The 7,454-nt window shown below is 56.2% G+C and carries 9 protein-coding genes; 3 read left to right on the top strand and 6 right to left on the bottom strand.

What is annotated here, in order from left to right:
• The first annotated feature begins 258 nt into the window (after nucleotides 1–258).
• Nucleotides 259–1,644, top strand: a complete 1,386-nt coding sequence (locus tag NEI07_RS02610) for a transposase (protein ID WP_256032494.1) — start codon at nucleotides 259–261, stop codon at nucleotides 1,642–1,644.
• Nucleotides 1,645–1,832: 188 nt separating this feature from the next.
• On the opposite strand, the gene NEI07_RS02615 is transcribed toward NEI07_RS02610, so the two are convergent.
• The 6 genes from NEI07_RS02615 to NEI07_RS02640 form a co-directional block, all read right to left on the bottom strand.
• Entirely contained in the window at nucleotides 1,833–2,186 is a 354-nt protein-coding gene (locus NEI07_RS02615; RefSeq protein WP_256032496.1) for a hypothetical protein, read from the bottom strand.
• 220 nt (nucleotides 2,187–2,406) lie between these two features.
• A complete protein-coding gene (locus NEI07_RS02620) occupies nucleotides 2,407–3,828 on the bottom strand; it encodes a DUF4185 domain-containing protein (protein ID WP_256032498.1) in 1,422 nt (473 codons plus the stop codon).
• 195 nt (nucleotides 3,829–4,023) lie between these two features.
• Nucleotides 4,024–5,199: a papain-like cysteine protease family protein gene (locus NEI07_RS02625; RefSeq protein WP_328516952.1), complete on the bottom strand. Its 1,176-nt coding sequence runs from the start codon at nucleotides 5,197–5,199 to the stop codon at nucleotides 4,024–4,026.
• Entirely contained in the window at nucleotides 5,196–5,393 is a 198-nt protein-coding gene (locus NEI07_RS02630) for a hypothetical protein (protein WP_256032499.1), read from the bottom strand. Before NEI07_RS02630 ends, NEI07_RS02625 begins: the two co-directional genes overlap by 4 nt.
• A gap of 17 nt (nucleotides 5,394–5,410) precedes the next feature.
• Nucleotides 5,411–5,746 carry a hypothetical protein gene (locus tag NEI07_RS02635; RefSeq protein ID WP_256032500.1) on the bottom strand — a complete coding sequence of 112 codons (336 nt, stop codon included), beginning with the start codon at nucleotides 5,744–5,746 and terminating at the stop codon, nucleotides 5,411–5,413.
• A 312-nt stretch (nucleotides 5,747–6,058) separates the two neighbouring features.
• Nucleotides 6,059–6,238 carry a hypothetical protein gene (locus NEI07_RS02640; RefSeq protein WP_256032501.1) on the bottom strand — a complete coding sequence of 60 codons (180 nt, stop codon included), beginning with the start codon at nucleotides 6,236–6,238 and terminating at the stop codon, nucleotides 6,059–6,061.
• On the opposite strand from NEI07_RS02640, the gene NEI07_RS19680 reads away from it, so the two are divergent.
• Both NEI07_RS19680 and NEI07_RS02645 read left to right on the top strand, forming a co-directional pair.
• Complete coding sequence (locus tag NEI07_RS19680; RefSeq protein WP_407659838.1) at nucleotides 6,209–6,436, top strand: ArdC family protein; 228 nt, start codon at nucleotides 6,209–6,211, stop codon at nucleotides 6,434–6,436. The two genes, NEI07_RS02640 and NEI07_RS19680, sit on opposite strands and share 30 nt — an antisense overlap.
• Before the next feature lie 259 nt (nucleotides 6,437–6,695).
• Nucleotides 6,696–6,926, top strand: a complete 231-nt coding sequence (locus NEI07_RS02645; RefSeq protein ID WP_256032502.1) for a hypothetical protein — start codon at nucleotides 6,696–6,698, stop codon at nucleotides 6,924–6,926.
• The last annotated feature ends 528 nt before the right edge of the window (nucleotides 6,927–7,454 follow it).

A 7,454-nucleotide genomic window follows, 5' to 3' on the forward strand; every position in this document is an offset into this window, starting at 1 on the left:
ATACAGTGTGGCCGAGGCAAATGGCGGCGCGATGTTTCGCGGGGCGCACGACTCTACAAACATTGCGGCGAATGCGAGATTAGCTGAACCCACATACTCAAAAAATAAGCGTACAGACACCGCTACGGAAAGCGGTCATTGCGCTAAACGCTTGGCAATGGCCGGTAAGCGCCGATACCGTTGAAAAAGTCGCCGGTTGATTGATGGAGCGGCAACGCCGTGATTCACTGATTTGGGTGATTTGGCGGGGGTGCGGCGATGATGGGCGTCCAAACGACATCGGCCCAATTATTCTATGATTTCTGCCTCGACGACCATGTCCCTTCGGATCACATGCTGCGAAGCATCGACCGGCATCTCAACCTCGATGACATCCGTCAGGCGCTGAAGCCGTTCTATAGCAGCACCGGCCGCCCATCGATTGATCCGGAGCTGATGATCCGCATGTTGATTGTCGGCTATTGCATGGGCATACGGTCGGAGCGCCGCCTGTGCGAAGAAGTTCATCTCAATCTCGCGTATCGCTGGTTTTGTCGGCTCGGTCTGGATGGCAAGGTCCCTGACCATTCGACTTTTTCCAAGAACCGGCATGGGCGCTTTCGCGAGAGCAACGTCCTGCGCCATCTATTCGAAGCCGTCGTCGAGCGCTGTATGGCCGAAGGGCTGGTCGGAGCCGATGGGTTCGACGTCGAAGCAAGCTTGATTGCCGCGGACGCCAATAAGCAGCGCTCAGTCCCGAGCGACGAATGGAAGCCCGAGGAGAGCAAGGATAAGGCCTGCCGTGCCGCGCGCGAGTATCTCGCGACTCTGGACGATGCCGCCTTCGGCGCGGCGTCCCCTGTGACGCCGAAGTTCATTTCGCCGTCCGATCCGGCGGCGCAGTGGACGGGGGCGCACAAGGGCCATGCCTTCTTTGCATATGCCACCAATTATCTGATCGATACGGACCACGGGGTGATTGTCGACTTTGAAGCCACGCGCGCCATTCGCCAAGCCGAGGTCGGCGCGGCTCGCACCATGCTCGAGCGGACGGAGGATCGCTTCGGCTTGAAGCCGGATTACCTGACCGCCGACAGCGCCTACGGTTCGGCCGAGAACCTGGCTTGGCTCGTCAAACAGAAGAAGATCACGCCGCACATTCCGGTCTTCGACAAGTCCACCAGGACGGACGGAACGTTTTCGCGCGCCGACTTCGCATTCGATTCCGAAAGGGACCGATATACGTGCCCGGCTGGCAAAGAGCTGGTCCAGTTTCGGCGCACTTACGCTAGCCCACGGACCGGCATCACTGCCGAAGGCACGCGCCTCTACCGCGCCAGCAAGAAGGACTGCGACGTTTGCGAACTCAGGGCGCGTTGCTGCCCGAATGCGGTCGCCCGCAAGATTCTGCGTGATCTGCACGAAGACGCCCGCGACGTTGCCCGGGCTCACGCATCGACGCCCGAATACGAGGCGGCTTGTCGACGCCGGAAGAAAGTCGAGATGCTGTTTGCCCATCTCAAATGCATCCTTCGGCTCGGGCGCCGGCTGCGAGGGCCATGCGGGGCCAGAGACGAGTTCCTCCTCGCGGCGACTGCGCAGAATTTGCGGCGGCTCGCGAGATTGAGACCAAGGAGTGCGCCAATGGAGGCGATCGCGGCATAGCCGGGCCAGCGAGGCGAACGCGCCGCATGATAGTCTCGCCCCGCTCAGTCCATTAAAAACGCGACTGATGGCATCGGCGCCGATCAGCCGCAGAGTTTTTCAACGGTATCGGCGCTAAGCAGACTCCAAGGGGACGCGTTCCGGCTCGATAAGCGTTGCATTCTGATCCTCACGACAACGCCCGATCTTCAGCAGAACAACTGGCCGAGCAGTCTCGCCCTCCCCATTCTGCGCGCGACACTGCATGTCATATATGCGCGGGTGTTCATGCGAGGCGTCTGCTGTGAAATTCTCGCTTCCGTATGTTTGGAGAGGAACATCCGAAGCACGAGAACGAGATCCGCCGCATATTTCGACGCGCCCAAGTCAATCGCCGCACGAATGTCAGAGACAATCATCTTACGTACGGCGCTTGGGCCACGCTTCAAATTCAAGAGGTAACTCAATAGCAGCGACCGGTGCCTCGTCGAAAGGACAGCCCCCGTGAAGAGTTCGTTTGTTTCGAGCGCCGCGAACTTCGTGCATTCTTCAAGGGTAATCATCGGTATGACTCCACCTTGCCGCTCATGGCGACCATATATCGTTGTTTCGTTTGATGCTGACCTCGCATTGCTCGGTGTGCTGCGCGGCAAAGAAGAGGTGCGTGCGAGCGTGGCGGAGAGCCGTCGAGGAATGAGTCTTTCTACCAAGACATTGTGAACCCGTGGCGTCGCTCGCACAATGTCATGAAGAAAATTTAATTACCTTCGAACGGAACATTTTTCATCGAGAATGATGATGAAAGTCGCGGCCGTCACGCCTGGTTGACATCTCGCGAGCTTTAGTTTCTGGCGCAGCTTCACCATTGCCGGGACGCGCTAACGTCGTTTTCATCATGACGACCTGATACGGGTTCCATGTTGACATCAAGTAGTAGACCGTCACCGATCTCCGCCCGCCTATCGTATATCGGGGAATGGCATATGGAGCGTACACATCGCCGAGGCCCCACGGGTTATCTGGCGTGCTTGGGCTAGTAATGTCCCTGACCGGTGCGCAATCTTCTCTTTGGTTGCCTCCTCGCTCATGGCAGGAACAACCACGAATGAATCGGCAGATGCCGCCGTCTGCTGCAGGATCGAAAATGATCGCGGGACCTGACCAAGGTCCCCAGGGTTTCTCGGCCACGCGAGCTAAAATTTTATGTTCGCAGTTGTAAAGCATGAGCCATTGGCGAAGCTTGGAGTTCCAGGTGACTGACAATTCTCCAACACATTGGGGCGTGTTGTCGTTAAATAGATCTCGCGCCTCTTTATCTTCATCTTCCCAACGCGGTATTCTCGTCTCTATTCTGGAAATGGATTTCGCCATGACTGTACCGGCGAAATATTTGAGGACTTTCTTACGATTATTCAGCTCGTCGAGGTCAATGAAGGCTAGATAAGGCTTGCTTTTGCGATAGTTTCCGCTGCCAAAAACGAGCAGACCCTCGCTTGAATTGGTCGGTAGGTCCGGGAAATCAGCTTTGCTGACGCGGACAGAAGAGAGATAGACGAGCTTCTCCCCCAATCCCTGCCGCCACTCATCTGACACGCTATAAAACGTCAAGCCATTATCGTCAGAACGAAGGAGAGCGGCTTTGCCCACCTCCGTGACGTTACCCCGCTCGTCTACATGGCCTCCATTGTTAAGAGCATAGCCTGTTCTGACGAAGACATAGAGCGCGCCGTGAACGCTAAAGCCGGTAGTCGGAACTTCATCAGCCTTCATCGAAATTTTCGCATCAGCTATCGGCTTAAAAGGCTTGTGGTTTGAGTCCTTGGAATCCGAGACAAATTCCAATCGCGGACAAGGCTCGGCGGCGCGTGCTGTTGTGAACGCAATCCCGTCGTCGGCCCCGTTCGTGTCTCCGAAAAGGAAATATTGGCGTCCATTATGTTCGAACGGAGAACCCAAGTCTGTCCCCGGTACATTGTAGTACCCGGTCGGATTCTTTGTTGGTTGGACAGTTTCGAACTCCAGATCGCCGGTCATCTGACATACCTTTTGACTGCGTGCGCCCCCATTATCTGGCACTGGTTCCGGCGGCATCGGCTTTCCAAGCACGGACGCCGGGAGCAACGAGGTGAGAACGAGACACCATCGTAAAAAACGGCACGAAGGCACATTTTTCACAAATGCCAAAAACCTATCGATGATTTGCATTTATCAATCTCCACGAAGCTCCCAATGAAGTAACTCAGCCAGGTTTGCTAACGGAAATCGACGATGCGCTCCTGCGCTCTGCGCGCACCTAACACACCACTAATGCAAAACCCCGCGCCGAACGCGGGGTCGATCAATTCAAGAAATCGAACGCCGAACTGGAAGCGCATCTCATTCCGCGCAGTCTATCGCGACCTAGGGAGCGATAGCATCGTCTGACGGCCTCGCCCTCCGCTCCTCGGCAGCCCTTCTCACCGTCGCCATAAAGTCCTCTGCTGACACGGGCTGCATCGGGGTAAACAGTCCGATGCCCCGCACCGGGACATACACGTCCTTCGTTGCCTCTTCGAAATGAAGCCAGAACGCTTCGACGTAGAGTGCAGGAATCCGAACAAATCGCAGCTCCGGGGCCTCCTTGCTTTCGGTCGCGATCCGCGCCGCAGCCGAGGCACCTTGCTGTATTAGACCAACTGTCGCCGCGTCCTCGCTTAAGTCCTCGACTTGCGGAGCATCATCAATGCTTAAATCGAAATAGGCCCTTGCTCTCTCACCTTCCGTTTCAAACACGCGGAGTGATTTTCGGGTGCTGAGCGGAAAACCGTCGCCGTCTCCTCGTGCCAACACATCGTCGAGTCCCGCCACATATACGTAGTGAGGCATCGAAAGCGATTGATCGTCCTCGAACTTGGTACCGATCTGTCGCTCTCCCCGCTTCATCGCAAGAAGGGGTCTCAGTTCGAGAATTCTCTCAATCGCAAACGCTGTCAGATCGGGCAGATTGAAGCGCAAGAGCGGCCACCTCTTCGTAAAGTATGTGTGCGTCCAGGTTCCATTTCCCTGATAGCTCGTCGAGAAAGCGGAAAGCGATAAATGACTCTTCCCGTAGATTGGATCATCGACGTCGACAAACTGCCGGGGGCCAACCTCGCTGTACCCGTAGATTGCGAGGAAATGACCCCCTCCATTACCGGACCACCCGACACGGACGCCTACTACTCGCCCCGCGTCGATCTCTGCCTTGATATCGTCAAATGCAATCGTTCCCGCTACCATGTGATCGAGGTTAGATGTTCGCTGCAACGCTCGGTCAAGGTACCATGAGACGTCGCACACGCTAGGCACTGGCGAATTGCAGCAATCGCTGTGTCCTAGCTCGCCATTCGCCACAAGGCACTGGGTCCAGTGACTCGCTGCGATATAAAAATGAGAAACGCTCGTTGATGTCGCCGCCCAACACCAGTTCCTCTGGGTCTGCAACTGCATTGTGAACGGCAGCGTAGCCGACTTGAAGAGCAAGTGCCCAATTCGTTGGGTCAACAGATTCCGAACAAGCTCGTATCGTGACGCAGAAAAAAGAGATGCATCTGTCATTTTGTCGTTTCCAAAAAGGCAACCGAAACAGCGTGATACTGTGTGCCTATCTGATCTTTGTCAACGATATTTCTTTTCATTGAAAGACGACGGCCGGCCGCCGACACAGAAGTGCGCGGCAGATGTGAAAGAAGCCAGGCTGTTCTGGCGGCGGCACGATCTTCAGCTTCATACTCCCCTTGGCAGATCAACATCAGCTGCTCGCGGGCAACTAATGTGAAGCTGCGGCGGTCGGTGTCCGGTGTTTTGCAGCGAGGTGGTAAGCGAAGAACAAAAACCGCATTGCAGAATCGAGAATGCAGAAGCGCAAAAAGCCACTGTCTTTTTCATACATCTGCACCAGATCGGCCTCGTCGTACGTTTTGATCGCGCTGAGGTGCTTCAAAAGGTGAGACTTGTCCGGCCGCTGCATTATCAGGTCGATCAAACGAACGTCCACGAATCGGATGTCATGAGCGTATGCGTTCCTCACACGGAGCAGCGCTTCGATAAATCCACGTTCCTCTGGAGGAAGGCCGGCGGCATCCAGCAATTTGAGGATGGACACTCTACCATTCATTGGAAGCGCATCCACAAAATCACTCAACGCGTCACTGCTTATTACGCGATTCAATAGCTTTATCCTCAGGCCATGTCTGACGATTTCCTTAGCTCCTGCCTCAATAAGCGCTTAAATTTTTAGAATCGTTATCGGCCTTGGCGATCTCGACAATGAGGCTTTCGTGCAACCCAATCGCGCAGCAAAAGGCCTGCGTTTCTTCGAGCAATACCCTGAAGCGTTCAGCGTGGTCCGTTGCCTGAGCGCCCTTAGAGTTTTCTTTGTTGGCTTCCTTTGCCCTGCCATTTTAAGGCTCTGTGACTACATCAGATCCTCACCGCCGTTTTCATATGCTTGCCTTAGCTGCTCCGAGCGGTTCGGCGCATCCCGTGCGTCGATAGCGAGGAGCAGGTACATGCGCTCTTTCACACGGAGGCGGCCATGAAGATAACCGCCGTTTATCACCACGTCATGCAATCCATAATCGACGAACTTGAACAAGGCGCAGCGCTCTGGGTCAAGCCTTGGAAGGACGGCGGGCGCATCGGCATCATGCCGGCGAACGCCGTCACCGGGCATCACTATCGAGACAACAATGTCCCTATCCTATGGCACGCGACCGACACGCACGGCTTCCCCCTCATGCCTGGCTCACCTTCAAGCAGGCGCTCGACAACGGCGCGACAGCCGGGCCTTTGAGGCCGCCCCTGGGGACTGGCCCCTGATCGCTTCGAAAAGCCGAAGGTTTTTGCAACGTTCAAGGTATTGCGCATCTGGTGGGGAGGCGCAGTGCGCCAGCGCACAGGATGTTTGATTTTGGCGCCGCTTACAGATGCGTCCACGACGGTTCGGCGCATTCGATCGCGCCGTGCCGTTCTTCTTCTTACTTTCCGCCATCATCATGACTCGTCGAGCGTGAGAGCATTGAGTTCGGCGATTCGAATTTAGGAGCGCGACAATGAACGCCTATCGGCCGAGTGAACCACGCTATACCATTGTGATCTCAAAAAACGGCAAAGAGCTCGGCACGCTACGAGATCGCGAAACGATCCAGGCGCGCAGCTCTTTCGGCGGAGCCGTCGCGCGATACAAGAATTCAGGCGACAACCATCGGATCGAATTTTACGACGGACCTGACTTGATCGAGGCCTGGTCTAGCGAGGAAGGCTATACAGCGGTTTCCGCCTAACGCCCGAAGGACTCGCCGCACTTGCGAATGCGCAGATGCAAGTAGTGTAGGCCGCGGGCGTTTTCACGCGATCTCAATAGTAATACGGTGGCGGAGGCGGCGGAGGCGCAGTCAGCGCGCCAGCCGCGGCGCCGCCCGCAGCGCCGATTGCGGCGCCGGCGAGAGTTCCACCGGCTCTGCCGCCAGACGCCAGAGCGCCTATGCCAGCGCCGCCAAGCCCGCCAATAGCAGCGCCGCCGAGCGCGCGATCCTGGGGAGTGTAGCAACCGCCAAGGCAGAGTGTGATCGCTGCCACAAGCGCAACACATGCAAACGATTTCATCAGTGTTCCTCTTCGCTGCAGATCAAACGGAGGAGAGTTGGTCAATAGGGCTAAAAGTTGATCGCGTCACAGCATTGCGGACGACGCGCGAGGACTGCCAAGCCAAACCTGTTCACAGAGCGATACGGCCTTCGTCGTTTGGGACAAAGGCCGTAGCGACATTTGCAAATCCTCAACAGACCCAGACCCACTGTCCATACCAACGC

The organism is Methylocystis suflitae (assembly GCF_024448135.1).
GTDB classification, from domain to species: Bacteria; Pseudomonadota; Alphaproteobacteria; order Rhizobiales; family Beijerinckiaceae; genus Methylocystis; species Methylocystis suflitae.

Coding starts and splice junctions, on each gene's coding strand:
- NEI07_RS19680 (WP_407659838.1), top strand. CDS start 6,209: ATGCAATCCATAATCGACGAACTTGAACAAGGCGCAGCGCTCTGGGTC.
- NEI07_RS02645 (WP_256032502.1), top strand. CDS start 6,696: ATGAACGCCTATCGGCCGAGTGAACCACGCTATACCATTGTGATCTCA.
- NEI07_RS02615 (WP_256032496.1), bottom strand. CDS start 2,186: ATGATTACCCTTGAAGAATGCACGAAGTTCGCGGCGCTCGAAACAAAC.
- NEI07_RS02625 (WP_328516952.1), bottom strand. CDS start 5,199: ATGACAGATGCATCTCTTTTTTCTGCGTCACGATACGAGCTTGTTCGG.
- NEI07_RS02610 (WP_256032494.1), top strand. CDS start 259: ATGATGGGCGTCCAAACGACATCGGCCCAATTATTCTATGATTTCTGC.
- NEI07_RS02630 (WP_256032499.1), bottom strand. CDS start 5,393: ATGTTGATCTGCCAAGGGGAGTATGAAGCTGAAGATCGTGCCGCCGCC.
- NEI07_RS02620 (WP_256032498.1), bottom strand. CDS start 3,828: ATGCAAATCATCGATAGGTTTTTGGCATTTGTGAAAAATGTGCCTTCG.